Origin of the sequence: Rhodococcus pyridinivorans, from assembly GCF_900105195.1 — a bacterium.
Lineage (GTDB): Bacteria > Actinomycetota > Actinomycetes > Mycobacteriales > Mycobacteriaceae > Rhodococcus > Rhodococcus pyridinivorans.
Genome location: NZ_FNRX01000002.1, coordinates 2957269 through 2983018 on the forward strand (window position 1 = coordinate 2957269; position 25750 = coordinate 2983018).

Annotated in this window: 26 protein-coding genes; 16 read left to right on the plus strand and 10 right to left on the minus strand. The window is 67.8% G+C overall.

Features of this window, described 5'->3' with window-relative positions; translation table 11 throughout:
- Positions 1-242 precede the first annotated feature (242 nt).
- Together BLV31_RS14055 and BLV31_RS14060 are read right to left on the minus strand one after the other, a co-directional pair.
- Positions 243-947 carry a universal stress protein gene (locus BLV31_RS14055; RefSeq protein WP_064060995.1) on the minus strand — a complete coding sequence of 235 codons (705 nt, stop codon included), beginning with the start codon at positions 945-947 and terminating at the stop codon, positions 243-245.
- A gap of 199 nt (positions 948-1146) precedes the next feature.
- Entirely contained in the window at positions 1147-1638 is a 492-nt protein-coding gene (locus BLV31_RS14060; protein ID WP_006552056.1) for a MarR family winged helix-turn-helix transcriptional regulator, read from the minus strand.
- A gap of 162 nt (positions 1639-1800) precedes the next feature.
- Here BLV31_RS14060 and BLV31_RS14065 point away from each other — a divergent pair, with 162 nt between their 5' ends.
- A complete protein-coding gene (locus BLV31_RS14065) occupies positions 1801-3027 on the plus strand; it encodes an MFS transporter (protein WP_064060994.1) in 1227 nt (408 codons plus the stop codon).
- 39 nt (positions 3028-3066) lie between these two features.
- Positions 3067-3897: an aldo/keto reductase gene (locus BLV31_RS14070; protein ID WP_064060993.1), complete on the plus strand. Its 831-nt coding sequence runs from the start codon at positions 3067-3069 to the stop codon at positions 3895-3897.
- 63 nt (positions 3898-3960) lie between these two features.
- Here BLV31_RS14070 and BLV31_RS14075 read toward each other — a convergent pair whose 3' ends face one another.
- Together BLV31_RS14075 and BLV31_RS14080 are read right to left on the minus strand one after the other, a co-directional pair.
- Complete coding sequence (locus BLV31_RS14075; protein ID WP_064060992.1) at positions 3961-6288, minus strand: arylsulfatase; 2328 nt, start codon at positions 6286-6288, stop codon at positions 3961-3963.
- A gap of 89 nt (positions 6289-6377) precedes the next feature.
- Positions 6378-7313, minus strand: coding sequence for a formylglycine-generating enzyme family protein (locus BLV31_RS14080; RefSeq protein ID WP_064060991.1), 936 nt, complete (start codon positions 7311-7313; stop codon positions 6378-6380).
- Between the two features lie 105 nt (positions 7314-7418).
- Here BLV31_RS14080 and ligD point away from each other — a divergent pair, with 105 nt between their 5' ends.
- Both ligD and BLV31_RS14090 read left to right on the plus strand, forming a co-directional pair.
- Entirely contained in the window at positions 7419-8387 is a 969-nt protein-coding gene (gene ligD / locus BLV31_RS14085) for a non-homologous end-joining DNA ligase (RefSeq protein ID WP_064060990.1), read from the plus strand.
- 22 nt (positions 8388-8409) lie between these two features.
- Positions 8410-8811 carry a TIGR03668 family PPOX class F420-dependent oxidoreductase gene (locus BLV31_RS14090; protein WP_064060989.1) on the plus strand — a complete coding sequence of 134 codons (402 nt, stop codon included), beginning with the start codon at positions 8410-8412 and terminating at the stop codon, positions 8809-8811.
- A gap of 4 nt (positions 8812-8815) precedes the next feature.
- Here BLV31_RS14090 and BLV31_RS14095 read toward each other — a convergent pair whose 3' ends face one another.
- Positions 8816-9661 carry an alpha/beta fold hydrolase gene (locus BLV31_RS14095; protein WP_064060988.1) on the minus strand — a complete coding sequence of 282 codons (846 nt, stop codon included), beginning with the start codon at positions 9659-9661 and terminating at the stop codon, positions 8816-8818.
- 299 nt (positions 9662-9960) lie between these two features.
- On the opposite strand from BLV31_RS14095, the gene BLV31_RS14100 reads away from it, so the two are divergent.
- On the plus strand, positions 9961-10260 hold the full coding sequence (locus BLV31_RS14100) for a hypothetical protein (protein ID WP_006552048.1): 300 nt from the start codon (positions 9961-9963) through the stop codon (positions 10258-10260).
- A gap of 367 nt (positions 10261-10627) precedes the next feature.
- Here BLV31_RS14100 and BLV31_RS14105 read toward each other — a convergent pair whose 3' ends face one another.
- Entirely contained in the window at positions 10628-11506 is an 879-nt protein-coding gene (locus tag BLV31_RS14105) for a LysR family transcriptional regulator (RefSeq protein WP_064060987.1), read from the minus strand.
- Between the two features lie 183 nt (positions 11507-11689).
- Here BLV31_RS14105 and BLV31_RS14110 point away from each other — a divergent pair, with 183 nt between their 5' ends.
- The 11 genes from BLV31_RS14110 (at position 11690) to BLV31_RS14160 (ending at position 22460) form a co-directional block, all read left to right on the plus strand.
- Positions 11690-13009, plus strand: a complete 1320-nt coding sequence (locus BLV31_RS14110) for an MFS transporter (protein ID WP_072740515.1) — start codon at positions 11690-11692, stop codon at positions 13007-13009.
- Between the two features lie 15 nt (positions 13010-13024).
- Complete coding sequence (locus BLV31_RS14115; protein WP_064060986.1) at positions 13025-14755, plus strand: acyl-CoA dehydrogenase family protein; 1731 nt, start codon at positions 13025-13027, stop codon at positions 14753-14755.
- A complete protein-coding gene (locus tag BLV31_RS14120; RefSeq protein WP_039587283.1) occupies positions 14752-15930 on the plus strand; it encodes a CaiB/BaiF CoA transferase family protein in 1179 nt (392 codons plus the stop codon). The genes BLV31_RS14115 and BLV31_RS14120 overlap by 4 nt, the downstream gene beginning before the upstream one ends.
- 253 nt (positions 15931-16183) lie before the next feature.
- Positions 16184-16486, plus strand: coding sequence for an urease subunit gamma (locus BLV31_RS14125; protein WP_006552043.1), 303 nt, complete (start codon positions 16184-16186; stop codon positions 16484-16486).
- Positions 16487-16498: 12 nt separating this feature from the next.
- Positions 16499-16828 carry an urease subunit beta gene (gene ureB, locus BLV31_RS14130; RefSeq protein ID WP_019289399.1) on the plus strand — a complete coding sequence of 110 codons (330 nt, stop codon included), beginning with the start codon at positions 16499-16501 and terminating at the stop codon, positions 16826-16828.
- Positions 16829-16832: 4 nt separating this feature from the next.
- Positions 16833-18533, plus strand: a complete 1701-nt coding sequence (locus BLV31_RS14135) for an urease subunit alpha (RefSeq protein WP_064060985.1) — start codon at positions 16833-16835, stop codon at positions 18531-18533.
- Complete coding sequence (locus BLV31_RS14140; RefSeq protein ID WP_064060984.1) at positions 18533-19228, plus strand: urease accessory protein UreF; 696 nt, start codon at positions 18533-18535, stop codon at positions 19226-19228. Before BLV31_RS14135 ends, BLV31_RS14140 begins: the two co-directional genes overlap by 1 nt.
- A complete protein-coding gene (ureG, locus tag BLV31_RS14145) occupies positions 19221-19979 on the plus strand; it encodes an urease accessory protein UreG (protein ID WP_006552039.1) in 759 nt (252 codons plus the stop codon). The genes BLV31_RS14140 and ureG overlap by 8 nt, the downstream gene beginning before the upstream one ends.
- 2 nt (positions 19980-19981) lie before the next feature.
- Complete coding sequence (locus BLV31_RS14150) at positions 19982-20713, plus strand: urease accessory protein UreD (protein ID WP_006552038.1); 732 nt, start codon at positions 19982-19984, stop codon at positions 20711-20713.
- Positions 20700-21632, plus strand: a complete 933-nt coding sequence (locus tag BLV31_RS14155; RefSeq protein ID WP_037216621.1) for an energy-coupling factor ABC transporter permease — start codon at positions 20700-20702, stop codon at positions 21630-21632. The genes BLV31_RS14150 and BLV31_RS14155 overlap by 14 nt, the downstream gene beginning before the upstream one ends.
- Positions 21633-21755: 123 nt before the next feature.
- Positions 21756-22460 (plus strand): DUF899 domain-containing protein, encoded by a 705-nt coding sequence (locus BLV31_RS14160; RefSeq protein ID WP_033098148.1) that lies wholly within the window; start codon positions 21756-21758, stop codon positions 22458-22460.
- 69 nt (positions 22461-22529) lie between these two features.
- Here BLV31_RS14160 and BLV31_RS14165 read toward each other — a convergent pair whose 3' ends face one another.
- The 4 genes from BLV31_RS14165 to BLV31_RS25440 form a co-directional block, all read right to left on the minus strand.
- Positions 22530-23081 carry a dihydrofolate reductase family protein gene (locus BLV31_RS14165; RefSeq protein WP_006552034.1) on the minus strand — a complete coding sequence of 184 codons (552 nt, stop codon included), beginning with the start codon at positions 23079-23081 and terminating at the stop codon, positions 22530-22532.
- Positions 23082-23139: 58 nt separating this feature from the next.
- The gene (locus BLV31_RS14170) at positions 23140-23949 is read right to left on the minus strand and encodes a glycoside hydrolase family 19 protein (protein ID WP_248846244.1); all 810 of its coding nucleotides are present in this window, start codon (positions 23947-23949) and stop codon (positions 23140-23142) included.
- A 764-nt stretch (positions 23950-24713) separates the two neighbouring features.
- The gene (gene rsgA, locus BLV31_RS25435; RefSeq protein ID WP_248846243.1) at positions 24714-25376 is read right to left on the minus strand and encodes a ribosome small subunit-dependent GTPase A; all 663 of its coding nucleotides are present in this window, start codon (positions 25374-25376) and stop codon (positions 24714-24716) included.
- A 30-nt stretch (positions 25377-25406) separates the two neighbouring features.
- Complete coding sequence (locus BLV31_RS25440) at positions 25407-25724, minus strand: ribosome small subunit-dependent GTPase A (protein ID WP_248846242.1); 318 nt, start codon at positions 25722-25724, stop codon at positions 25407-25409.
- Positions 25725-25750: the final 26 nt, after the last annotated feature.

Here is a 25750-nt window from a genome sequence, read left to right on the forward strand (position 1 = left end):
CTAGGGCATCCCTGCGATTTCGGTGTCGGACGCCGACACGCAGCAGGGAGGCCGATGCGACCTCCGGCGCTGCGGTGGGCATGCCTCGCGAGAGTGCCGCTCACTGCGCCGGCTGCAGAGCTCGGGCGCGACGGGTGGCGACGGGACAGACGGGTACAGACACGGGTCCTCCGGTTCGACGACGTAATTCCTTCTGCCGACCAGACTTCCCGGCGCACCGAGATCGACCATACCGCATCGGGTCAGTTCGACGCGGTGCCCGTCACGTTCTCCTCGGGAGCGACCCGAACGGCGACCGTGGGTTCGTTCGTACCCGCATCCGGCGAGACGACGGTGGGATCGACGACGAGCACAGGCACATGAGAGTGCCCGATGAGGTATTCGGCGACGCTACCGAGCATCCGGGAGGACATGCCTCGTCCGCGGCGCCCCACGACGAGAACGTCGGCGTGGTGTTCCTCGGCGAACCAACCGAGGCATCGACCGGCCGGGCCGGCGAGGACGGCATATCCCACCGAAGTATCACCCATCGATTCGACGGCCTGCTCGAGGCGTCGTCGCACCGTGGCGAGAAGTTCGGAGTCGGGATCGCCGGCGTCGTCGTAGGAGATCACGACGACGAGTTCGAGCACTCCACCGGCGGGGCCGAACAGTCGTCGCGCCGCATCCAGCGCATGCTTGGCCTCGGTGGATCCGTCGTAGCCGACCATCACGCGAAGTTCGCCCTCGTCGACCTCCCCGGCGTGCTGCCGGGCCACCGTCGTCACTTCGACGGACCGGGGAACACGCTCGATGCGCTCGAAGGCGCTAGGGACGAACAACGGCCCGAGGATGACGGCGATGATCGTCCAGCGAGGGTCGTGGCCTCGCCGTGCCATCCACAGACCGGTCACGAGCCCGGACAGCACCCACACGACGAGGAAGGCGACGAAGACTGCCCAGTTCATGGCGTGCCCCCAGATGCGTGCGCCGAGAAGAGGTGTACCGCTGCGTTCATGTCATCCTCCGGGGTCGTCGAAGAAACCTGTTCCCGCCGACCAGTCTTCCCGGCACACCAGGGGAGACGATACCCGACCCGGCCGCGTGATCTCACCTGTTGTTCCGACAGGTCTGCGCGCGGAGGACGTCGCCGCGAGATCGCCCCCGTCAGCGTCGAGTCGGACCCCCGGCGGTATCCGCCCGATCACTGTCCTGCAACTGCCGGATGGCGTCGACCAGCGGCGCCAGGACGGGTTCGGTTGCGGCCTCGTCGAGCGCCTCCCGCAGGGCGGCGTTGTGGGTGGGCCGGGCCTCTTCGAGCAGGCGCCGGCCGGCGTCAGTGACGTCGGTGTAGATGCCGCGGCGATCGGTGGGACACAGATAGCGCGCGAGCAACCCGCGGTCCTCGAGCCGGGTGACCAGCCGCGTCGTCGCGCTCTGACTGAGGACCACAGCGTCGGCGACCTGGCGCATCTGCAGGTGCCCGCCCTCCCCGTCGTGCTGACGGTTGAGCACGTCCAGCAGCGAATATTCGCGCACGCTCAATTCGTGGCCGGACTGCAGAGCGCTCTCGATCCGGTTCTCGATTCGCCCGTGCAGGAGCGACAGCGCCGACCAACTGTTGGCCAACGCGGTCATCGACGGGTCCGTGGCGGTCATGGTCGGCTCCTGGGTCGGCTCGTACGAACAGGTGACGCCGACGGCATGCCGACGTCGCCACATCGCTCACTATACCCGCGCTTGCAGTTAGTCGGCGTCTGCAATTATTGTCTACGCCAGTAAAGCGCGTCTGCGTCTCTTCTCGATCGAAGGATCGTTCTCATGCCACTCGCCCTGCTGGCCCTGGCCATCGGTGCCTTCGGAATCGGCACCACCGAGTTCGTGATCATGGGGTTGCTCCCCCAGGTCGGATCGGATCTCGGAGTGTCGATCCCCACCGCCGGATATCTCGTCACCGGCTACGCCCTCGGCGTCATGATCGGCGCCCCGATCATGACGGCGCTCGGCACCAGGATCTCCCGTAAGAACATGTTGATGCTGCTCATGGGCCTGTTCGTCCTGGGCAATGCCGTCTCTGCCCTCGCGCCCACCTTCGCCGTCATGCTGATCGGCCGCGTGGTCGCCTCCCTCGCTCATGGAGCGTTCTTCGGCATCGGCTCGGTGGTCGCCGCGGAGCTGGTGGCACCGCAGAAGAAGGCCGCTGCCATCTCCCTGATGTTCACCGGACTGACGGTGGCCAATGTCGTCGGCGTCCCACTGGGTACCTTCGTCGGCCACACCGCGGGCTGGCGGGCGACGTTCCTGGTCGTCGCCGCGCTCGGCGTCGTCGGTCTCGTGGGCGTCGCGAAACTCGTCCCCGACGTCCCCCGACCCGAGGGCGTCCGGCTGCGTCACGAGATCGCGGCGTTCAAGAACGTCCAGGTCGTGCTGGCCATGACCATGACGGTCCTCGGCTTCGGGGGCGTGTTCGCCGCGATCACCTACATCGCACCGATCCTGACCGATGTCGGCGGTTTCGCCGAGTCCTCCGTCCCCTGGCTGATGGCCGTGTTCGGAACCGGCATGGTGGTCGGCAACCTCGTCGGGGGACATTTCGCCGACCGCAATCTCATGCCGATGCTCTACACCGCCCTGGCCGGTCTGGCCGTGGTGCTCGGTCTGTTCACCTTCCTGGCCTCCGACAAAACCGTGTCCGTCGCGGCGGTCTTCCTGATCGGCGCTCTCGGTTTCGCGACCGTCCCGCCCCTGCAGAAGCACGTCCTCGACCATGCGCACGGCGCGCCGACCCTGGCGTCCGCCGCCAACATCGGTGCCTTCAATCTCGGCAACGCTCTGGCCGCCTGGCTCGGCGGCATGGTGATATCTGCCGGATTCGGGTACACGGCACCCAACGCCGTCGGGGCCGTTTTGGCCGCGTCCGCACTGATCCCGGCGGTCCTGTCCCACCGCCTACAGCGAAAGGACGATCACGCCAACGCAACTCGCCCATCCGCAGAACCCGACCTCCACAGCACCTCCCGTACTGCCGTCGACCCCGTCCGACTCTGATCCCGAACTACGCGAACACCCCCGAAGGAGCACCCTCTCGTGACATCGTCCACGATCACCACCGTCACCCTGAACAACGGCGTCGAGATCCCCCAGCTCGGCTTCGGCGTCTTCCAGATCCCCGAGGACGAGACCACCGCGGCCGTCAGCGCCGCACTCGAGACCGGCTACCGCCACATCGACACCGCCGCGATCTACGGCAACGAGGCCGGCGTCGGCCGCGCGCTGGCGGACTCCGGACTGTCCCGCGACGAACTGTTCATCACGACGAAGGTGTGGAACTCCGATCAGGGCTACGACGCCACCCTCCGTGCCTTCGACACCAGCCTCGCCGCGCTCGGCCTCGATCGTCTCGACCTCTACCTGATCCACTGGCCGACCCCGGCCCGCGACCGCTATGCCGACACCTGGTGTGCCCTCGAACGCCTCGTCGAGGAAGGACGCCTCCGCGCCGCGGGCGTGTCGAACTTTCAGCCCGCCCACCTGCAGCGCCTGCTGGACGGCAGCTCGCTCGTCCCGACGATCAACCAGATCGAATTGCACCCCGGTCTGCAGCAGAGCGAACTGCGCGCCTTCCACGCCGAACACGGAATCGCCACCGAGGCATGGAGCCCGCTCGCCCAGGGCGCCGTGCTGAACGACGAGGCGATCACGTCGATCGCCGAACGCACCGGCAAGTCGCCGGCCCAGGTGGTGCTGCGCTGGCATCTGCAGCTCGGCAACGTCGTCATCCCCAAATCGGTCACGCCGTCCCGGATCCGGGAGAACTTCGAGGTCTTCGACTTCGAGCTGACCGACGAGGACATGTCGACCATCGCCGGTGCCGATCGCGATCTGCGCACCGGACCTCATCCGGACGAGTTCAACTGACAGACCTCGCGGCTCCGGACGGATCCACCGCCCGGAGCCGGTAAGGCGCTCGAAGAGCTGCGTTCAGGTGTACTCGACGGTCATCCTGTCGATGCTCCCGTCGAACGGGAACGGTGCCCGGTCGAAATAGTCGAGCGAAACCGGTGAACCCAGGCAGGTGCCGATGTCCAGGCAGTCATTCGCCGTGAACAGCAACGGCGCACTGACCGGCACGACGGTCTCCCCCACCGACTGCCCGTCGACGGACATTCGGACGTTCAGCGGACCACCGGGGCGCGCTTCGGCGTACTTGGTGACCACCTCGACGAGGTGGTGTCCCGGTGCGACGCGGCTCGCCGAACGCATCTTCGTCCGCATCAGGATGAACAGGTTGTACTCGTAGCAGAGGTAGCCGTCGTCCGCGAAGCACGTCAGGCCACCACCGTTGGCACCCAGCGCATATAGGACGCCGTGCGCCCGCTCCGGGAAGGTCACCTCGATGCAGACCCGGTTGTTCTTGTTTCCCAGTGCAGGAGCACAGAATTCGGGCATACGGGTGACGTCGCCGGTGAAATCCCAACTCGTGTACGGCGTGGTGATGCGTTGTTCCGGATGGATTGCCGCGACCCAGAGGCCCCCGCCGATGGGAAGGGCGTTGTTCTTGGCCGCTTCGATCGCGAACATCTCCCGCATCTGGGCCAACTTCTCGGGGTACTGCTCGGCGAGGTCGCGGTTCTGCGTCCAGTCCTCGTCGAGGTTGTACAGCTCCCAGGTGTCGTCGTCCGGGCTCCAATCGCGGATTCCGCCGGGCAGGCCGGGCAGCCACGGTGCGCGGGGCCCGAAGGCCGACGCCATCCATCCGTCGTGGTAGATCGCTCGGCTGCCCATGACCTCGAAGTACTGGGTGAGTTTGCCCGCCGGCGCGTCACGGTCCACGAAGGTCCGGGCGAAACCGGCGCCGTCGATCGGATCCTGCGGAATCCCGTTGACGGTCCGCGGCGGTGTGATGCCCAGTAGCTCGTAGAAAGTCGGTACCAGGTCGTTGCAGTGCAGGAACTGGGTGCGTGGGGTGCGCTCCGGCGTGATGCGCGCAGGCCAGCGCACCACCATGGGATTGCGGGTTCCCCCGAGATGGGACGCGAGGAGCTTCATGCCCTTGTAGGGCGTGCTTCCGGCCCAGGCCCATCCCGCGTGGTACATGTTGTCCGTCTTCGGCGAGCCGAGAACATCGAGTCCGCCGAGTTCGTCGAGCGCCGCGATGTGCTGGGCCGTCGTCGTGGGGATCCCGTTCTGCGCGAGCAGTTCGCTGATGGTGCCGTTCTGGCCCTCACCGGACGACCCGTTGTCGCCCCAGATGTAGAAGACCAGGGTGTTGTCGCGGTAGCCCAGCCGGTCGAGTTCGTCGAACAACCGCCCCACCTGGACGTCGCAGTGTTCGGCGTATCCGGCCGCGACCTCCATGAGGCGTCGCTGGAAGGGCTTCTCGTCGTCAGGGATGTCGTCCCACGCTGACATGGTGGGATGCCGCTCGGTGAGTTCGGCCTCCGGTGGGATCCAGCCCTTCTCCTTGGCCCGCTCGCACACCCGCTCGCGGTATGCGTCCCATCCGTCGTCGAACTTGCCTGCATACCGGTCGGCCCACGGCTTCATGATGTGGTGCGGCCCGTGCAGACAACCGCTGGCCCAGTACATGAAGAACGGCCGGGACGGATCGAGCGCCTTGTGGCGGCGCAACCAGCCGATCGCGTCGTCGGCGAGGTCCTCACTGAGGTGGTAGCCCTCCTCGGGAGTCTTCGGGGGCAGGACGACGGTGGTGTTGCGGACGAGGTTCGGCTCGTACTGCGACGCCTCGCCGGCGAGGAAACCGTAGAAGTAGTCGAAACCGACTCCGGTGGGCCAGTTGTCGAAGGGACCCGCTGCGGTGGTCTCCTCCGCAGGGGTGTTGTGCCACTTGCCGAAAGCCGCTGCGGTGTAACCGTAGTGGCGCAGCACCTCTGCTCCGGTGGCGCTCGACTTCGGGATGTGCCCGGAATAGCCGTCCCAGTCGTTGGCGAGTTCGGCGATCTGCCCGTTCCCGACGCGGTGATGGTTGCGCCCGGTCAACAACGATGCGCGGGTGGGCGAGCACATCGCCGTGGTGTGGAAACGGTTGTAGCTGATGCCTTCGTCGAGCAAGCGGTCGAGCGTGGGCGTGTTCACCTCACCGCCGAATGCGCTCGGCAGACCGGGGCCCGCGTCGTCGATGAGGACGACGAGGATGTTCGGGGCGTCGTCGGGAAGGCGACGGTGCTGTGTGCGTGGGCTGTAGACCGATTCCTGCATGGTCCGTCCTGCGATGCTTCCCGACGGCACCGGTGGGAACGGCAGAGTTTCTCCGCCCGGGATCGGATCCGGACGCAGATCCTGGCTCATGGTGGATGCCCTCTTCTCACCCCATCCGTTCCCAGTACACCACCGGTATCGGGCCGCACACACCCCTGATCAGGGTGAAACCTGCCCTGTTACGGGCGAATGATGCAGCGGAATCCGATATGGCACGTCGCGGTCTCCTCGGTGTCACCCTGACGGGCCGCGGGTCGGTACCGCAGGCAGTAGTTCGGGGCGCACAGATGCGATCCGCCCTTGATGACACGGCGCGGATACGCCTCGCGCGGATCGTGTTCGGCCTTGTCGACGCGGGGATTCGTCGGGATGCAGCACGACGACCCCGGCGCGACGTTCTTGCCGCTCGAAGCATGGTTCGCGGTGAAGTAGTCGGCGGTCCACTCCCACACGTTGCCCGCCATGTCGTGGAGCCCGTATCCGTTCGGCCGGAAGTGTCCGACAGGTGAGGTTCCGGCAAATCCGTCCGTTTCGAGGTTCTGCCACGGAAATTCGCCCTGCCAGACGTTCCCGCCGGGCCGGCCCTTCGGTTCGTGCTCGTCGCCCCATGTGAAGGCCGTGCGGTCGAGTCCGCCGCGGGCGGCGAACTCCCATTCGGCCTCGGTCGGCAGTTCCTTGCCGGCCCACTCGGCGTAGGCGCGGGCATCGAACCACGACACGTGGGTGACGGGATGGCGTTCCCGCCCGCCGACGGTGCTCCCCGTCCCTTCGGGATGACGCCAGTTCGCGCCCGGGACGAACGACCACCACCTCGTGTAGTCATCGAGCGGTACCGGCCCCGGAGGCGGCGTGAACACGAGCGAGCCGGGCACGAGCAGGGACGGATCGGCGCCCGGATAATCGGCGGGGTCCGGCGCGACCTCCGCGGTGGTGACGTATCCGGTGTCCTTCACGAAGCGCCGGAACTCGGCGACGGTCACCGGGTGCGTGTCCATCCAGAACCCGTCGACCGTCACCTGGTGGACCGGTCGCTCCTCCGGATAGAAATCCTCCGACCCCATCCAGAACATGCCTCCGGCGATGAGAGTCATGTTCTGTGTCGCAGCACGCGTCATGACGTCAGCCTCGCACGGCCCGGGTCGCGGCGCGAGGGACGCACCGACGCGACGAGACCGCGCATTCACCGGTCCCGTCCCTGCCCCGTACCGCAGACTCGGGATATGCCCTCCACGACGACGGAACTGTCCCCGATGCTGGCGACCCTCGGTCCGCCGCCGACAGGGAACTGGGCGTTCGAGATGAAATGGGACGGCCAGCGCACCCTCGCCACGGTGACCGACGGACAGTGCCGGCTGACCAGCCGCACCGGGAACGACATCACCCGGAGCTTCCCCGAACTCCCCCACCTGCTCACCACCGCGACGGGCGGCCGGGACTGCATCGTCGACGGCGAGATCGTCACCCTCGATTCCGAGGGTCGGCCGTCCTTCGCCCGGTTGCAGCGCCGCATGCACGTCCACCGTCCCACCGAGGAGCTACGCGCCGAGCTACCGGTGCTGATCTACCTGTTCGACGTCCTCGCTCTCGACGGGGAGTCCACGACGGAGTTGTCCTATCGGCAGCGCCGGGCCGTCCTCGACGATCTGATCGTCCCCGGACCTCGGGTTCAGCTGTCGCCCTACTGGACCGATGTCGACGCACCGACCATGCTCACGGTCGCGCGCGAACACGGCCTCGAAGGGATCGTCGCCAAGGACCCGGACGCACCGTATCTACCCGGGACCCGCAGCGACGGCTGGATCAAGACGCCGCTGCGTCGGAACACCGAGGTGGTCGTCGTCGGGTGGCTCCCCGGATCCGGCAAGGCTGCCGGCGGCATCGGTTCACTGCTGCTCGGCGCGCACGACGACGAGGAACGGTTGGTGTTCATCGGCCGGGTCGGGACGGGATTCACCGCCGCGACCCGACGTGAGTTGCGATCGCAGCTGCGTCCCTTGGAACGACCGACGACCCCACTGGCGGTTGCGCCGCCGGCACGGGAGACCCACGGCGCCCACTGGGTGGAGCCCATCCTCGTCGGAGAGGTCGAGTACCGGGAGTACGCGGGCGGAAGTCTGCGGCATCCGAGCTGGCGAGGACTACGCACCGACAAGACGGTGCCGGAGGTCGATCTCCCCGGCCGACACTGACCTTCCGGTTACCGTGAGGCGCATGGACCTCCGTCGCAGTGTCGCCGATGCCCGAGTGGCCCGCCTCGCCACCGCCGACGGATCGGGCGAGCCGCACCTCGTTCCGATCGCGTTCGCCCTCGACGGCGACGTGATCCACACGTGCGTCGACGACAAACCCAAATCCACCCGACGCCTCCGTCGACTCGCCGACATCGCCGAGAACCCGCGGGTGTGCGTGCTCGTCGACCACTACAGCGACGACTGGTCGCAGCTGTGGTGGGTCCGCATCGACGGCATCGCCACGGTCCACGACGCCGATACTCCCGAGGGAACTGCGGGCATCGACGCGCTCGTCCGCAAATACTCGCAGTACCAGGCGAAACGACCACCGGGACCGGTGATCACCATCGACAGGCTGCGCTGGCGATCCTGGTCCGCGTGAGCAATTACCGGTCCAGCGTGAGCATCGCCTCGGCGATCTCGTCGACCACCTCAACAGGGACCGCGGTGCCGGCATCGTCCAGGACGAGCAACCGCGCTCCCGGGATCTCGCGTGCGATGGCTTCTCCGTTGCCGACGGGGAAGAACGGATCCCGGCGACCGTGCACGACGAGGGTCGGGACGTCGACCTGGGGCAAGCGTTCCCGCCAGCGGGGCGTGCAATCGAGTCCGGCGAAGACCGTTCCGAGCTGATTCGCGGCCTGGACCGACGGTTCGTCGTTCGGGGTGCGGTCCCAGATGCGCTCGGCGACCACGCGCGCGGCGACCGGATCGTCGCCGAGGACTGCTGCGCGGGCAGCGGCGAACTCTGCCACGGCCGTGCGATCGGCCCACTCGGGCAACGGAAGTGCGAACATGCGCTTCATCGTCGCTGCGTCGTGATCGGGAAGGTCGCGATCGCACGGGCCCGGGGCGACCGGACGCGTCCCGGCCAGAGTCAGGGCCCGGAACGTGGCGGGGTGGTCGAGCGCAGCGACCTGGGCGACCATGCCGCCGACACCGATGCCCGCTAGATGCGCCGGCCTGCCATCGAGCGCGTCGACGAGGGCTGCCGCATCGTCGGCGAGGTCGCGCAGGGTGTAGCCGGGCACGTCCGGGTCCTTCGTCGTCGACTCCCCGCAATCCCGCAGGTCGTACCGCACGACACGACGCCCACCCGCCGCGAGCCGTGTGCACAGTTCGTCGGGCCACGAGAGCATCGTCGTGCCGCCGACGAGCAGGACGAGTGGTGCGTCATCGTCGCCGAAGAACTCGACGCCGAGGTCGACCCCGTTGGCGCTGATGGTGGTCATGACTCGCTCGAGCTTCCGGTGTGCAAGGTCGAGTCCTCGTAGCGGGTGCCGTCGAGCCGCGGTCGATGTCCCATGGTCTCGTCTCCTTCTCGATCGGGTTCCGTCTTGTCCGAATTTGCGTGAACGAAGTCCACGACAGTGGCCACGAGTGGTGGCGTTGAAAGGACAGACCGGAGCAACTCCTCGATCTCATCGGTCCGGCCGTCGAGGTCTACAGAACCGACCGGCCATATGGCATCGCGTATCGACCTCGAGTCGACTCGAGGTGCTGTCCGCACACCGACACTCCTGGAGGAACCGTGATCGCTCTCGGACCACAACTCATCGGCCCCACCGAGAAGACTCTCAACGCTCTGCTCCACGACACCACCTACGCACCGGACACTGCGGAGGTCGTCGATTCCCTGATCGCTCGGGGCCTGATCCGCTACGACCGGCTCAGCGAATCCGGACGAGAAACCGTGGCAAGGATCGAACATCGCATCGAGGAGCTGACGTCCGGTATCTGGGAGGCCGTCTATCCGGCCGACCGTGTCGCCGCGGAACGTGCGCTGAACACTGTGCTCGACCGTGCCCGAGCGGTCCTTGTGAGTCGGTAGTTGTCAGCGCATCAGTCCTGTCGATTGCCGCGAGCGAGGCACCTTCTCGACGAGTTTGCAGGACGGCTCGTCGACGTCGAGAGCCACGATCGAGATCGTCCTGGGTGTGCTGTTGTCGGTCGTTGGTGTCCGGCAATGGCGCAGTCGCCGCGCCGAACACGACGCTCCGGCCTCAATGGCTTACCGATAAGATGTAACCTGCAGCACTCGACGTCCGTCAACCGTTGACTTTCCGTCCCGCATGACCCATGCGGGCACAGGCACCGTCGGGTCACCTCCTCCGCTCGAGCGTCGGGCCCTTCGAGGGTGCCTTCCACCTTGGCACGCCCGCACTACCCGCAGGGCAGATACCAGGGCGCGGCAGCGGTCAGTTCACATGGGCGCGCAGCACATCCACCACCCGCCGGACCGCCGGTGCCGGGTTGTCGCGGCGCCACGCGAGCGCGATCGGCAGCACCGGACTGTTCCGCAGCGGGACGTATCGCACGCCCGTCACGGTGATGTCGGTGGTCGACGCGACGACGACCGCTACCCCCACCCCGGCTCCGACGAGGGCCAGCAGGCTGTAGGGATCCGGCGCCTCCCGGGCGATCACCGGGGTGAATCCGGCGGAGTGACACACCGCGAAGGTCATCTCCCGCACGCTCGACCCGTGGGCGGCGGGATACACGACGAACCGCTCGCCGGTCAGATCGGCGGCATCGAGTTCCTCCCGCGCCGCCAGCCGATGGTCGGCCGGCAGCGCGACCATGAGCGATTCCTGCCGCACCGTCTCGGTGGCGACGTCCCGGGGCACCGGGAGGCCGACGATCCCCATGTCGAGCAGTCCTTGCGAGACGAGATCGAGCACTTCCCCCGTGTAGGTCTGCGGACGCAGATCCAGCTCGATGCCGGGACAACGCTCCTCGAGCAGCCGGGTCAGCTGCGAGATCACCGTGTATCCGCTCGCGCCGCCGAACCCGACGCTCACCACCCCGGTGACACCCGAGGCCGTCGACCGCACGACGGTCCGGGCGATCTCGATCTGCGCGGCGATCACGCGTGCGGGTCCGAGCAGCGATTCACCGGCCGCGGTGAGTTGCACCGAGCGGGTGGTGCGGGCGAACAGCTCGGCGCCGAGTTCGCGTTCGAGCGCGCGGATCGTCTGACTGAGCGGCGACTGGGCGATGTGCAGTCGCTCCGCTGCGCGTCCGAAGTGCAACTCCTCGGCCACCGCCAGGAAGGCCTGCAGTTGCCGAAGTTCCATACCGGCCTCAATTTTGTCGGTTGATCTACACAATCGTGCTCGATTAGGTCTTGGACTTTACACGGTTGCGCCGGTGATAGTGATCCACGACTCATTCATCCGCGGACCGAGTCCGCTCGACGCCTTCGGAAGTGCAGCGTGAATACTTCGTCAGAGCACACCGCGCCCCCGCCGCCACGCCCGATGCACGACACCCGGGCAGCACGACGCGCCGGTGTCACCGCCTTCGTCGGCACCACCATCGAATGGTTCGACTTCTACATCTACGGCACCGCGTCCGCCCTCGTGCTCGGGGCGCTGTTCTTCCCCGACGCCTCCCCCGCCGTCGGCACGCTCGCCGCCTTCGCGACCTTCGCGGTCGGTTTCATCGCCCGCCCTCTCGGCGGGATCATCTTCGACCACTTCGGTGACCGCTTCGGCCGCAAGAACGCGGTCATCATCACCCTCGCGCTCATGGGCGCCGGCACCGTCGGCGTGGGCCTGCTGCCCACCTACGACCAGATCGGGATCTGGGCTCCGGTCCTCCTCGTCCTCCTTCGGGTGCTGCAGGGCATCGCGATGGGCGGCGAATGGGGTGGCGCCGTCCTCATCGCCACCGAATTCGCTCCACCCGGCAAGAAGGTCCTCTACGGGGCATTTGCACAACAGGGTTCACCGGTGGGCAATCTCCTTGCCACCCTTGCCTTTCTCGGATTGACCGCGATGTCCGACGCCACCTTCGAAGGGTGGGGCTGGCGTATCCCGTTCCTGGCGTCCGCCGCGCTGGTGATCGTCGCCCTCTACATACGCGTGCGGATCCAGGAGACACCCGAGATGCGCGTGGCCGCCGTCGCCCAGGAACGCACGAAACTGCCGCTCGTCGAGGTTCTGCGCTCCCACCCGGCGTCGCTGCTCCTCGGTGTCGGTGCCGTGGTGGCGGGTGTCGCGATCACCTACGTCAAGACGACCTTCGCCCTCGCCTGGGCCACCACCGATCTCGGGTTCACCCGATCGGACTTCCTGCTCGTGATCACCCTCGCGCTGGTCGCGCAGGTGCTCGTCCAACCCTTCGGCGCGGTTCTCGCCACCAGGATCGACGCGCGACGGGCCGTGCTGTGGATGCTCGGACCCGAGCTCGTCGTCCTGCCGCTGATGTTCGTACTGATCCGCACCGGCTCGCTCACCTGGGCGATCATCGGCATGGTGCTCGCCACCGCGCCGCATGCGATGTACTACTCGGCGCTGGCCGGCATCCTGGCGCAGGTCTTCCCCACGCACGTGCGCTACACCGGCATCTCGTTGTCGTACCAGATCTCGACGGCGATCTTCGCCGGCACCGCACCGATGGCGAGCCAGTTCCTTCTCGAGCGCACCGACTCGATATGGCCGGTCGTCGGCCTCGGGATCGGGTACGTGCTGCTCTCCCTGGTCTGCATGACCGCCCTGCTCAAACGCTCACCGACCACCACCGAGCCCGACGAACCACGCTCCGCACCCGCCCGGACGACGGCCGACGCCTCCTGACACGAACGGACGACGATGAACTACGCCCATACCGACCCGGCCCTGCATGCGGTACTCGACCGCTGGATCTCCGACGCCGACCGGCCGCTGACCGAGCGTCTCCTCGATCGTCTGGGTGCCGACGCCGCCGACCGTCTCGACGCGCTCGCGGCCATCGCGAACGCCCATCCGCCGGTGCTGCACCAGTACGACCCCGACGGCGAACGGATCGACCGCATCGAGTACCACCCCGCCTATCTCGAACTGTGCCGCGCCGCCTACAGCGAGTACGGCCTCTCGGCACTGTCGCACCGCCCGATCCACGGTTGGACGGACACACCCCCGCATCTCGTCAAGTACCTGGCGTCGTATCTGTTCGTGCAGGCCGAGTTCGGCCTCGCCTGCCCGGTGTCGATGACCGATGCCGCCGCGCGCACCCTGCGGATGTTCGGCGACCCCGAGGTGTTCGGTCCGTGGATCGACGGCCTGACTTCCACCGATCCGGCCACCGCCCTGACCGGGGCGATGTTCATGACCGAGACCCAGGCCGGAACGGACATCGCGAAGACCGAGACCTGCGCCGAATTCGACGGCACCGCATGGAGATTGACCGGTCGAAAGTGGTTCGCCTCCAACCCGGACGCCGACGTCGTGATCACCCTGGCCCGGTTCCCCGGCGGCGACGAGAACTCGACCCGCGGGGTGGGAATGTTCATGCTGCCCAAGCAACTTCCCGACGGCAGCCGGAACTCGTACACGATCGACCGGCTCAAGGACAAGCTCGGCACGCGATCGATGCCCAGTGGTGAGATCACCCTGCACAGCGCGTACGCGCTGCAGGTCGGCGACCTCGACCGTGGATTCCGGCAGATGACGGAGATGCTCAACACCTCCCGCCTGTCGAACGCGATGCGCTCGAGTGCCCTGATCCGGCGCGCCGTGCGCGACGCCGTCGCTCACACGAGGGAGCGGGAGGTCTTCGGGAAGTCCCTGTTCGATCAGCCGCTCATGCGCGCCACCCTGCTGCCGCTGCTGCTCGACGCCGAGGCCGCGCTCGCGCTCGTCGCCTACAGCGGTGCGACCCTCGACCGTGCCGACAAGGGCGACGAGCAGGCCCGCGGTGTCGTCCGGATCCTCACGCCCGTCGCCAAGCACTACATCTGCAAACGTGCCCGCACCGTCACCGGTGAGGCGATGGAGATCCGGGGGGGCAGCGGCTATATCGAGGACCGCGTTTTCGCCCGCCTCGTCCGCGACTCGCATCTCGGATCGATCTGGGAGGGTTCGAGCAACGTCATCGCGCTCGACGTACTCCGGTCCATGCGCAAGAACGGCGCGCACCGGGTCCTCGCCGACGCGCAGCGCACACTGCTCGACGCGGCGCATCCGGAATGCGCCCCGGTCGTCGCGGCACTGCGGGAACGGTGGGACGTGCTCGAGGCGCGCGGCGAAGACCTGCTCGCCGGCGACGACGCGCACGCGCAGACCCGCTGCGCCGCCTACACCGACGATCTCGCACAGACGGTGATGGCCACCCTGCTCGTGGACTTGGCGTCGCACCGCATCGAACACGGTTTCGGCCACCGGTCGTTGCTCGTCGCCCACGCCTACCTGGACGGCCTGGCCGATGAGCCGAATGCCGTCGCTCTCGTCCACCTCGCCGCGATCGCCGACGGCACCGACGTCGACCCGTCCGTCGCCGCCGCTGCGGCACCGAGCACCGCCGCCGATGCGGCACCGACTGCACTGACAGGAGCACTAAGATGACTGCGAAGCCCGCTACCGGCCCCGCCCCGCTCGCCGGCGTCAAGGTCCTCGACCTGTCGAAGATCCTCGCCGGACCGTACGCGACCATGTCGTTCGCCGACCTCGGCGCCGATGTCACCAAGGTCGAGCACCCCGAGGGTGGCGACCCCACCCGGGTGTGGGGGCCGCCCTTCGTCGGCGACGACGCCACCTATTACCTCGCGGTCAACCGCGGCAAGAAGTCGGTGACCATCGACCTCAAGTCCGAGGAAGGGCAGCGGATCGTGCAGCGAATGCTCGCCGACGCCGACGTCGTGGTCGAGAATTTCAAGCCCGGCAGCGGTCTGCAGAAGATCTTCGACTACCGCGCCCTGTCCGAGCAGTATCCGCACCTGATCGTGCTGCACATCTCGGCCTTCGGTGACGAGGGGCCGTTGGCCGACCAGCCCGGCTACGACATGGTCGCCCAGGCCGCCGGTGGTCTGATGTCGCTGACCGGGGAACCGAACGGAGCGCCGATGAAGGCCGGGTACGCGATGGGTGATCTCGGTGCGGCACTGTTCGGGGTGATCGGGGTGCTCGCCGCGCTGGTCGAACGCACTCGCACCGGTCGCGGCCAGTACGTCACCACGTCGTTGTTCGAATGCCAGCTGGCGATGCACGTCAACTGGGCCACAAACTATTTCGCCACCCGGGAGCGCCCGCATGCCCTGGGCTCCGCGCACCCCAATCTCGCTCCCTATCAAGCGTATCCGGCGAGCGACGGCCACTTCGTCGTCGCGGTCGGGAACGACGGACTGTGGGAGAAGCTGTGCGCGGCACTGGAAAGACCGGAACTTGCGACCGATGTGCGGTTCGTCCGCAATCGTGATCGTATCGAGCATCGCAGCGAACTCGACGAGGTCCTCACCGCGGCGTTCGCGACCGGGACGGTGCAGCACTGGTGCCGCGTCCTGGAAGACCACGGCGTGCCGGTCTCCCCCATCCGGCATCTCGACGAGATCTACAGCGATCCGCACACCGCCGCGATCGGCATGGTCGGCACCGTCGACCATGCGTCCGGGCCTCTCGAACAGATCGCTTTCCCGGTCAATTTCGGTGGGGCACGACCGCCGCTGCGGTCGGCGCCACCGCTGCACGGGGAACACACCGACGAGATCCTTACGGGATATCAGGAGGTCTCCGTTCCGTCCTAGCGACGAACGTCTCGAATGTCGCTGACCTGCGGCCGTTTCCGATCGATCGGAGACGGCCGCAGCGCTGTTCGGACCCGAACCGGAGCGGAGACATCTCGGTCCGGGGGTTGTCGCGTTCACTCAGTGCGGCAGCACTTCTGAGGTCGACGCGTCCGGATTTCTCCGCGATACGCGGGGGTAACGTCCGCGAAACAAGAGCCGCGCATGATCGGCATCGATTGCACGACCGCCGACTCGCACGAAAGAACGATACATGCAGCTGACTCCCGCCGACACCGAGAAACTCCTTCTGGCCGTCGCCGGCATGGTGGCGCGCGACCGGCGGGACCGCGGCGTCCGACTGAACTATCCCGAAGCCGTTGCCCTGTTGTCCACCTGGGTGATCGAACGGGCACGCGAAGGCGCCGATGTCGCCGACCTCATGGTGAAGGGCCGCGAGGTCCTCGCCCGCGACGAGGTCATGGGCGGTGTCGCCGAGATGTTGACCGACGTGCAGGTCGAGGCCACTTTCCCGGACGGACGCAAGCTCGTCACGATCCACCACCCGATTTCCTGAAAGGAGCCCGACATGGCATCCGGACCGACTTCGGGACCCGGAGCGATTCGCGTCGCCGAGGGCTCCCTCACCCTCAACGCGGATCGCTCCGACGACGAGCGCATCACCCTTGTCTTCCTCAACACCGGTGACCGTCCCATCCAGATCGGATCGCACATCCACCTGCCGGACGCGAACGCGGCCCTCGAGTTCGACCGCGAACGCGCGCAGGGCTTCCGCCTGGACATCCCGTCGGGGACCTCGCAGCGATTCGAACCCGGCAGCAGCCGCGAACTGGACGCCGTCGCCCTCCGTGGGCGACGCGTCGTGCCCGGCATCCACGTGCGGAAGCAGGAGGACTGAGAACGTGGAGATCACACGCGCCGAGTACGCGGCACTGTACGGACCGACGGTCGGTGACCAGGTACGCCTGGGCGACACCGACCTGTGGATCCAGATCGAGGAGGACCGCACCTTCGGCGGCGAGGAAGCCGTTTTCGGTGGCGGCAAGTCCATCCGCGAATCGATGGCCCAAGGTGTGACGACCCGAGCCGAGGGCGCTCCCGACACCGTCATCACGAACGTGATCGTCCTGGACTGGTGGGGCATCGTGCGCGCCGACGTCGGCATCCGCGACGGTCGCATCGTCGCCCTCGGTCGCGCCGGCAACCCGGACATCGCCGACGGCGTGCACCCGAGGCTGCAGATCGGCCCGTCCACCGACGTCATCTCCGGTGAAGGTCGCATCCTCACCGCGGGCGCCTTCGACTCGCACGTGCACCTGCTGTCGCCGTCGCAGATCGTCGAGGCACTCGCCACCGGCATCACCACCATCGCCGGCGGCGGAACCGGTCCGTCCGAAGGATCGAAGGCCACCACCGTCACGCCGGGCCCGTGGCATCTGATGCAGATGCACCGCGCGCTCGACGTGCTGCCGGTGAACGTGCTGTTGCTCGGCAAGGGCAACACCGTCTCCGCCGAGGGGCTGCGCGAGCAGGCCCTCGGCGGAGCCGCCGGGTACAAGGTGCACGAGGACTGGGGCTCCACTCCCGCCGCGATCGATGCGGCGCTGCGCGCGGCCGACGAGCACGGACTGCAGGTCGCGCTGCATTCGGACTCACTGAACGAGGCAGGGTTCGTGGAGAGCACCCTCGCCGCGATCGGTGGTCGCTCGATCCACGCCTTCCACGTCGAAGGCGCCGGAGGTGGGCACGCCCCGGACATCCTGAGCATCGCCGGATTGCCGCACATCATCCCGGGCTCGACCAACCCGACCTTGCCGCACACGATCAACACCGTCGACGAGCACCTCGACATGCTGATGGTCTGCCATCACCTCAACCCGGCCGTCCCGGAGGACCTCGCGTTCGCCGAGTCCCGGATCCGGGCCACCACCATCGCGGCCGAGGACATCCTGCACGACATGGGCGCCCTGTCGATCACCTCGTCCGACGCCCAGGCGATGGGCCGCATCGGTGAGGTCGTCACCCGCACCTGGCAGGTCGCGCACGTGATGAAGAACCGGCGCGGGGCGCTCGACGGCAGCATGCCCGCCGACAACGAACGGGCCCGCCGCTACATCGCGAAGTACACGATCAACCCCGCGATCGCGCATGGTGTCGACCACGAACTCGGTTCGATCGAGGTCGACAAGATGGCCGATCTGGTGCTGTGGGACCCGAAGTTCTTCGGTATCCGGCCGTCGCTGGTCATCAAGGGCGGATCGATCGCCTGGGCGGCGCTCGGCGACCCCAACGCCTCGATTCCCACGCCGCAGCCGGTGCTGCAGCGCCCGGCGTTCGGCGATGCACTCGCCCCGCACACGTCGGTGTCGTTCGTCTCCCCCGCCGCCCTCGACGACGGCCTGGAAGAACGACTCGGGTTGCGCCGCACACTGCTGCCGCTGCGGCCGACCCGGCACATCGGCAAGGCCGACATGAAACAGAACAATGTGTTGCCGCGCATCGAAATCCGTCCCGACACCTTCGACATCGACATCGACGGCGAGCGGGTCGATCCGGCGCCGGCCACCGAACTGCCGCTCGCGCAGCTGTATTCGATGTTCTGATGTTGCCCGACACTCTGTCCCCCACCACGGTGCTGCTCCTCCTCGCGGACGGGCGCGCGCCGGTCGGCGGGAACGTCAACTCGGGCGGGCTCGAACCGGCGCTCCAGGGTGGGATGTCGCCGACCGAGGTGCGTCGCTTCCTCGTCGCGCGGTTGCGCACCTCGGCGGCGGTCGAGGCCGGCGTCGCCGTGGTCACCCGGCACGCCGTGGACTCCGATGCCGGAACCGCCCCGGCGCTCCGGATCGACGAGATCGAGGACCACTGGGCGGCGCGCACTCCGGGCCCGGCCCAGCGCGACGCGTCCCGGTTGCTGGCCCGCGGTTACCTGCGACTGGCCCGGAACCTGTGGCCCTCCACCGTTTTCGACGACCTCGACGCCCGGACCCCGCGACCGTCGCGGGGACTGGTCGTCGGGGCCATCGCGGCGCTCGCGCGCATCCCGGCGATCGACACCGCCCGACTGGTGTTGTACGAGGAGGCGCAGGCGATCGTCGCGGCCTTCCTCAAACTGCACCCCACCGACCCGGCCATCGGTTCGCGATGGGCGCTCGAGACCTGCGCTCATCTCGAACCTCTCATCGCCGAGCTGTCCGCCCTCACCGATCCGGCGGACATCCCGGCCACCGGTGGCCCCCAGACCGAACTGTGGGCCGAAGCCCACGCATCCGCTCCAGAAAGGCTGTTCCGTGCCTGAACACACCACCACCCGTTCGCTCCGTCTCGGCGTCGCCGGTCCCGTCGGCACGGGCAAGAGCTCGCTGATCGCAACCATCTGCCGCACCCTCGCGTCCGAGCTGCAGCTCGGCGTGATCACCAACGACATCTACACCGACGAGGACGCCCGATTCCTCCGCTCGGCCGGCGTGCTCGATCCCGAGCGCATCCGCGCGGTGGAGACCGGTGCGTGCCCGCACACCGCAATCCGCGACGACGTGACCATGAACCTGCTGGCCGTCGAGGATCTCGAACGCGACTTCGCGCCGCTCGACGTGGTGCTGGTGGAGAGCGGCGGCGACAACCTCACCGCGACCTTCTCCCCCGCGCTCGTCGACGCGCAGATCTTCGTGCTCGACGTCGCCGGTGGTGGCGACGTCGCCCGCAAGGGCGGTCCCGGCATCAGCCGCGCCGACCTGCTCGTGGTGAACAAGACCGATCTCTCCCCGTATGTGGGTGTCGACGTGCCCCAGATGGTCGCCGACGCCGAGAAGGCCCGCGAGGGCGGACCGGTGCTGGCGCTGTCCCGGACCGACGCCGCATCGGTGCAGGCGCTCGGTGACTGGGTGCGCGAGATGCTGGCAGCCCACCGAACCGGGTCGCACACTCCTGTCGATCCCGGTCCGATGGCTCCGCACTTCCACGCCGACGAGGACGACGACCACGATCACAGCCATGGGCACGGTCACGGTCACAGCCACGATCACGTCGTCGCGCACACGCACGACTGATCATGTCCCGCACCACGATCCGTATCGACCGCGCACCAGGCCGGGCACGACTGACCCAGCGGGCGGGCATGCTCGTCCCCCGCACGGTCGAGGTCGGTCCGGACCACGCGCGGGTCGCCCTCGTCGCCGCCGGCGCGTTGTTGCTCGGTGGTGACTCGGTGACCGTCGACGTCCACATCGACGCCGGATGCACACTCGAACTACAGGACATCGGTGGCACCGTCGCCTACGACGCCGACAACCGGCTGTCCCGGTGGGACGTGCGGATCACCGTCGCCGAGGGCGGCACCCTCGTATGGGACACCTACCCGTTCGTGATCGCCACCGGCGCCCGCGTGCACCGCGACACCCGGATCGAACTCGCCTCCGACGCCGCCACGAGCATGCGGGAGACCCTCGTCCTCGGGCGCCACGGAGAAACCGGGGGTGCGATCCGCAGCCGTACCTCGGTCACTCTCGATCGTCGTCCCCTCTTCGTCGAGGAGTTGAACACGCACGGCGCGTTCCCCGAACCCGGGATCCTCGGTTCCGCGCGGGTGCACGACGTCATCGCGACCTACGGGCGACGCGCCGAGGGCGACGGCGTCGTCCAACTCGAAGGGCCCGGCAGCCTGCTGCGATTCCTCGGCGCCGACGCCCACTCCTCGCCTCTCGAGTCGACCTGGCGCTCCTGGCGCTCTACACACGTTCACCCGTCCACCCTCGAAGGGAGTCTCACCCATGCACGTCCCTGACCATTTCCTCCCCATGAGCGTCACCGCGCCCGCTGCGGCGATCGCCACCGGTGCGGTCGTCCTCGCCGCCACCGCCGGGCGCCCGCGCATCACGACCCGGGACACCCTTCTCGCGGGCACGACCGCAGCGATGATCTTCGGCGCCCAGATGGTCAACTACCCCATCGCCGGTGGCGTCAGCGGCCATCTCATCGGCGGCGCACTCGCGACCGCGCTCCTCGGGCCCCGGCTCGCCCTTCTCGCGATGACCGCCGTGGTCGGCGTGCAGGCGTTGCTATTCGCAGACGGCGGCATCAACGCGCTCGGAGTGAACGTGCTGCTGATGGCGGTGCTGCCCGTCCTCGTCACCGCGGCCGTCCGCATCGGCGCCGAGCGACTCGGCCTCGGGAAGCTGGCGCGGACCACCGCCGCCGTCAGCGCCGGTCTGTCCGTGCCGGTGAGTGCCGCGGTTCTCGGCGTCGCGTATTCGTCGACCGTCGGAACCGGCGCCGCAGCAGCGTTCATCGGCGAACTGACCGCGGTCCACCTGACCATCGGTCTCGGTGAAGCCCTCATCACCGCCGCCGTGCTGAGCACCGTGATGGCGTTCGCGCCCGGCGTCGCCGCGTGGGACGCACGGCCTTCCGTCACTCCCGTTGCCGTCCGACGTGGTCTCGCGGCGATCGGCGGTCTGGGCGTGGTCAGCGCCTGCGCGCTGGCGCTCGTCGCGTCCGGCAACCCGGACGGTCTCGAGCACATCGTCGGTGCCTATTCGCTGCCGGTCGGTGACGCTGCCTTCGCCGGTCTTCCCGGCCTCGCCGACTACGGCACGCTCAGCGGCACCGAGTTCCTCGCGGCACTGGCCGGGCTCGCCGCCACCGCGGTGCTCGGCGCCGCTCTCGCCGCGATGGGCCGCACGCCGGTCCGCCAGGGCGCGTAACCGTCACGGGACGCGCCGCATCGAGCCCCTCTGTCGGAACACTCCGATCGAGGGGCTCGATGAGTTTCGGGCATGCCCCCGGTCAACATTCGCGAACGGATCCGTCCGACTCCGGGAGACGTCATGACCCAGCAGACCACCCGCGCCCTTCCACCGATCGTCGACGAGCAGACATGGCGGTCGGCGCTCGACGACCTACGGCGACGGGAGAAGGCCGCCACTCGCGAGCTCGACGCCATCGCAGCGCAGCGCCGCCGGCTGCCGATGATCGAACTGCCCGACTACACGCTGATCGGCGCCGACGGCCCGACCCGGCTCGTCGATGTGTTCCAGGGCCGCTCGCAGCTCATCACCTATCACCACATGTGGTCCGACGGTGCCGAATGGCAGTGCGGTGGATGCACGAGTCTCACGACGCAGTGGACCCGGCTCGGCATCCTCGACAACTACGACGCCCGCATGGTCGTCGTCACCAACGGGCCGATCGACGAAGCCCTCACCTACAAGGTGAAGGTGGGCAACACGATGGAGTGGTACTCGTCGTCGGAGAGTTCGTTCGGCGCCGACGTCGACGCACCTCCCGGTGGAGGGTTCGCGGTCAACGTGTTCCTGCGCGACGGCGACACGGTCTACCGCACCTGGCACACCACCGGCCGCGGCACCGAGCAGCTCAGCTACACCTTCGCGCTGATCGACATCCTTCCGTGGGGTCGTCAGGAGGAATGGCAGGATTCGCCCGAGGGCTGGCCGCAGTCGCCGACCTATTCGGGGTGGCTCGATTCCCCCGATGTGGCGCGACTCTACGGTCCGGGCACCGGCGCGCGGTGAAAGCGGATGACATGGTGGACGCGACCCCGTCACGCGCCTGGTACGTGAGAACCGGTGTGTCACAGGAATTCAGTCGGCGAGGTAGCGCAGCATCACGGCGGTGGTGAACTGTCGGGTCTCGACCAGGCGCAGATCCACGCGCTTCTCCAGGGGCGGGAACATCGGTGTGCCACCACCGAGCAGGACGGGTGAGACGAACACCTGGTACTCGTCGATGAGACCGTGTGGGATCAGCGACGCGGCGAGGTTCGCCCCACCGACCTCCATGACGCCGTCTCCCTCGGCCTTGAGCCTGCGCACCTCCTCCACCGCGTCGTCGCTGACGAGGCGACTGTTCCAGTGGACCTCGGTGAGGGTGCGGGAGAAGACGACCTTGGGCGTGGTCGTCCACAACTCGGCGAAGTCGCGTTCGATGGGCGAGGCGTCCTCGGGCAGGTGCGGCCAGTACTCGGCCATCAGCTCGTACATCCGCCGGCCGTGCAACGAGAGCTCGAGCCGGCGGAACCGGTCGTTGTGGAACTGGTGCAGTTCGTCGTCGGGGTCGGTCCAGTCGATATTGCCGTCACGGTCGTTGATGTAACCGTCGAGGGACACGCCGAAGTCGTAGATCAGTGTTCTCATGCTCCGATAGACCGTCGGCGCACCCCGAACTCATCGGCCCGGTGCGACCGTGTCGGGCTTACGGCTGGAGCAGCACGTCCAGACCACGCTCGAACTCGTCGATGCGGCGACCGAGGGCATGGTGACCGCCGTTGACCAGCTCGGACACACGGACGATCCCTGCGGTGTCCGCGATCTCGTTGAGGTTGCGCGACGTCCAGTACCAGGCGGCGGTGGTGAAGGCGTTCTCCGGCGCGGCGAGCAGCTCGGGGTGCGCGACGAAGTCGACGCCGATGTGCTCGCTGACCTTCTCATAGTTGTGACGGCCCGTGATCTGGATCGCGCCGCGACCCTTGTAGCGCTCACCGTCGCCGGGATGGGTGTTTCCGAGATCGACGCGACCCTCGTATGCGCGACCGGACGCGTACTCCTCGAAGGTGCGGAAGGAGTCCGATTCGACGGCCAGCTGGGCGATGAACGCCGCCTGACGGACCGGGTTGTCGATGCCGCTGCGCGCCATCGCGTCGTTCAGCGGCGCGATGAACTGCTCGACCTTCTCCGCCGGGATGCCCGGCACGATGCGGGTCAGTTCCTCGGGTGTGACGGCGGGGAGCGGCGCAGGAGTCGTCTCGGCGACGAGTTCGACCACCTCGGTCGCCTCTGCGGATTCGGCCTCTTCCTCGTCGTCGGTCACGGTCCAGCCGTCGGCGGCCAGGGCGTCGAAGTCGAGCGCCCGGAGCAGGCCGCGGGGCTCCTGGAAACGGGTAGGTGCAGGGGTGGTGGGTGCGGTGTCGGCGTGGGCGACGGAGGTACCGACGCCGAGCGCGGCGGTGAGGACGGCCGCGGCGGCGACCGCGGCACGGAAACGGCGCAATGATGAAACGGACAAGGGTCGTGCTCCAAGATTCGCCGAAGCTGGGTTCGGCCTTCGAACGGGGCCGCGGGCATCACCGGCGGGATCGTTACCACCGCACGGAGGGCCAACACACGACCATCAGGTCACAACCAGGTAACGTCGCAGGTCGAGAGGTTTTCAAGCGATCGTGGCCGACGCCATCTGAACCAATGAAAGTGGTGCGTGCCATACTCGGAAGTCGATCATTGCGGCGATCGCATCCGGCCGGCCCAGCGAGAACCTGCCGGAGCGGTACCTGGCCGATCCTGCCCCTTGTCCACCGAGGATCGCTGCACTCTCACCGAATTAGTTGTGCAGCAGTACCTTCGATCACGAAACCGCACGCGCCGAAGGTTCGTCCCGCAGATGGTCGAATCGAGGCCGCGATGGGTCGCCCCCCTCGGGAACAGACCGGTTCGATCCGACCGAGGAGGTGTACACCCCCGAGCCGGGTCGTAATCATTTCGTGTCCGACGACACACCTCGATAACGCGTAGCTGCACGCCGACCGAGACCGTCCGCGTTCACAATACGACGACCCGAGCAGGAAGTACCGATTGGTATGTTCACACAGGTCGAAGACCCCGACCGTTCGGTCGGGTCTTCCATGATCAGCGCGCTGAAGCGGGTCGGCGCGGCGTGCTGCAGTAGCAAGCCCCGGTTCATAGCGCGAACTGCGCGGAGCGGTACCGACCGCCCTGTATGCCGCGCCGAGAACACTCAGCGGTCGCGGTAGTACGCCCGGATCGCGCGGCTCATCACCTTGATCTCACCGGTCCGCTCGTGCCGGGATCGGGCATCGGACCGGGCCGCGATCCATTCGTCCTCACGTCGCAGTTTGCGATGACTCTCCACTCGCCGGGCATCGAGGTCGCCGCGGTCGACAGCGGCAGAACCGCGCATCCCGGTTCGGTCTCGTGCGCACAGTCCGCGAAGCGGCAGTACTGAGCGAGCTCATCGACCTCGGGGAAGGCGGCGGCGATGCCGGCACCGGCGTCCCACATCCCGATACCCCGCAACCCCGGAGTGTCGATGAGGGTCACGCCGCCGCCCAAAGGGAACATCTCCCGATCGGTCGTGGTGTGCCGGCCCTTGCCGTCGCCCTGGCGCACCGGTGCCGTCGCCTGGATGTCGCGACCGCACAGCGCGTTGACCAGCGTCGATTTCCCGGCGCCGGACGCTCCGACGAACACGACGGTGCCGTGGAGCACCTCGCGCAGTTCATTCAGGCCGGATCGATTCGGCGCACAGACCTCGACCACGCTCGCTCCGGGTGCGACCACGGCGACCTGCTCGAATACCGCTTCGGTGGCGATGTCGACCTTCGTCAGGGCGACTACCGGTTGCGCGCCGCTGTCCCAGGCCAGCGCCAGCAGACGTTCCATGCGACCGAGATCGAGGGTGTCGGATGCGACCGTCACCACGACGGTGTCGACGTTGGCAGCGAGAACCTACTCTTCCGAACGCCCCGACGCGTCGGCACGACGAATCGCGCCGGTACGCGGCAGCACCGCACAGACCCTGCCGGTCATATCGCCTTCGGTGGCCGGTTCGCGCACGATCACCCAGTCGCCGGTGCAGACGTGGTGGCCCGCTGTCCGTACCCGCAGCGGACCGGCGGAGGTCATGGTGTCACCATGACCTCCGCCGACCCTCACGATCCGGCCGGGGGATCCCTGGACGTCGTTGTCCGCGAACCGTTCCGCGATCTGCTCGGACCAGCCGTACTCGACCAGCGGATCGGTTCCGGGTGGGACATCGGGGTGCACGGTGACTCCTGGATCATGACGAGGCG

Bases quoted from the DNA above. Each gene is read 5' to 3' on its own strand.
- BLV31_RS14055 (WP_064060995.1), bottom strand. From the start codon at position 947: ATGAACTGGGCAGTCTTCGTCGCCTTCCTCGTCGTGTGGGTGCTGTCC.
- BLV31_RS14060 (WP_006552056.1), bottom strand. From the start codon at position 1,638: ATGACCGCCACGGACCCGTCGATGACCGCGTTGGCCAACAGTTGGTCG.
- BLV31_RS14065 (WP_064060994.1), top strand. From the start codon at position 1,801: ATGCCACTCGCCCTGCTGGCCCTGGCCATCGGTGCCTTCGGAATCGGC.
- BLV31_RS14075 (WP_064060992.1), bottom strand. From the start codon at position 6,288: ATGAGCCAGGATCTGCGTCCGGATCCGATCCCGGGCGGAGAAACTCTG.
- BLV31_RS14080 (WP_064060991.1), bottom strand. From the start codon at position 7,313: ATGACGCGTGCTGCGACACAGAACATGACTCTCATCGCCGGAGGCATG.
- ligD (WP_064060990.1), top strand. From the start codon at position 7,419: ATGCCCTCCACGACGACGGAACTGTCCCCGATGCTGGCGACCCTCGGT.
- BLV31_RS14090 (WP_064060989.1), top strand. From the start codon at position 8,410: ATGGACCTCCGTCGCAGTGTCGCCGATGCCCGAGTGGCCCGCCTCGCC.
- BLV31_RS14095 (WP_064060988.1), bottom strand. From the start codon at position 9,661: ATGACCACCATCAGCGCCAACGGGGTCGACCTCGGCGTCGAGTTCTTC.
- BLV31_RS14105 (WP_064060987.1), bottom strand. From the start codon at position 11,506: ATGGAACTTCGGCAACTGCAGGCCTTCCTGGCGGTGGCCGAGGAGTTG.
- BLV31_RS14110 (WP_072740515.1), top strand. From the start codon at position 11,690: ATGCACGACACCCGGGCAGCACGACGCGCCGGTGTCACCGCCTTCGTC.
- BLV31_RS14115 (WP_064060986.1), top strand. From the start codon at position 13,025: ATGAACTACGCCCATACCGACCCGGCCCTGCATGCGGTACTCGACCGC.
- BLV31_RS14120 (WP_039587283.1), top strand. From the start codon at position 14,752: ATGACTGCGAAGCCCGCTACCGGCCCCGCCCCGCTCGCCGGCGTCAAG.
- BLV31_RS14125 (WP_006552043.1), top strand. From the start codon at position 16,184: ATGCAGCTGACTCCCGCCGACACCGAGAAACTCCTTCTGGCCGTCGCC.
- ureB (WP_019289399.1), top strand. From the start codon at position 16,499: ATGGCATCCGGACCGACTTCGGGACCCGGAGCGATTCGCGTCGCCGAG.
- BLV31_RS14140 (WP_064060984.1), top strand. From the start codon at position 18,533: ATGTTGCCCGACACTCTGTCCCCCACCACGGTGCTGCTCCTCCTCGCG.
- BLV31_RS14150 (WP_006552038.1), top strand. From the start codon at position 19,982: ATGTCCCGCACCACGATCCGTATCGACCGCGCACCAGGCCGGGCACGA.
- BLV31_RS14155 (WP_037216621.1), top strand. From the start codon at position 20,700: ATGCACGTCCCTGACCATTTCCTCCCCATGAGCGTCACCGCGCCCGCT.
- BLV31_RS14160 (WP_033098148.1), top strand. From the start codon at position 21,756: ATGACCCAGCAGACCACCCGCGCCCTTCCACCGATCGTCGACGAGCAG.
- BLV31_RS14165 (WP_006552034.1), bottom strand. From the start codon at position 23,081: ATGAGAACACTGATCTACGACTTCGGCGTGTCCCTCGACGGTTACATC.